A 236-nucleotide genomic window follows, 5' to 3' on the forward strand; every position below is an offset into this window, starting at 1 on the left:
CTTGACGCCAAGCTCTGTCATCATGCGGCCCATGGCCACCAGCATGCCCGGCGTGTTGGTCATGACGTAATCGGCTTCGGCGAAGTTCATCGTGCCACAGTCGAGCGTGCAGATCTCCGGCAGGCAGTCGGCCACATGGGCGACCCTCTCGCTCGCCCCGGCCATGTCGGTGCCCTGCTGCGAAAGCTGCATGGGATTTTCCACGTCGCCGAAGACGATATCGCCGCCCATGCCGG

The 236-nt window shown here is 64.0% G+C and carries 1 protein-coding gene; it reads right to left on the bottom strand.

The genetic code is table 11. The annotated features are described in order from the left end of the window. On the bottom strand, positions 1 to 236 hold a 236-nt coding region (locus tag A3764_RS01210), incomplete at both ends, for a 3-keto-5-aminohexanoate cleavage protein (protein ID WP_201722382.1).

The sequence above is a fragment of the Sulfitobacter sp. HI0129 genome (assembly GCF_001635395.1).
Lineage (GTDB): Bacteria > Pseudomonadota > Alphaproteobacteria > Rhodobacterales > Rhodobacteraceae > Sulfitobacter.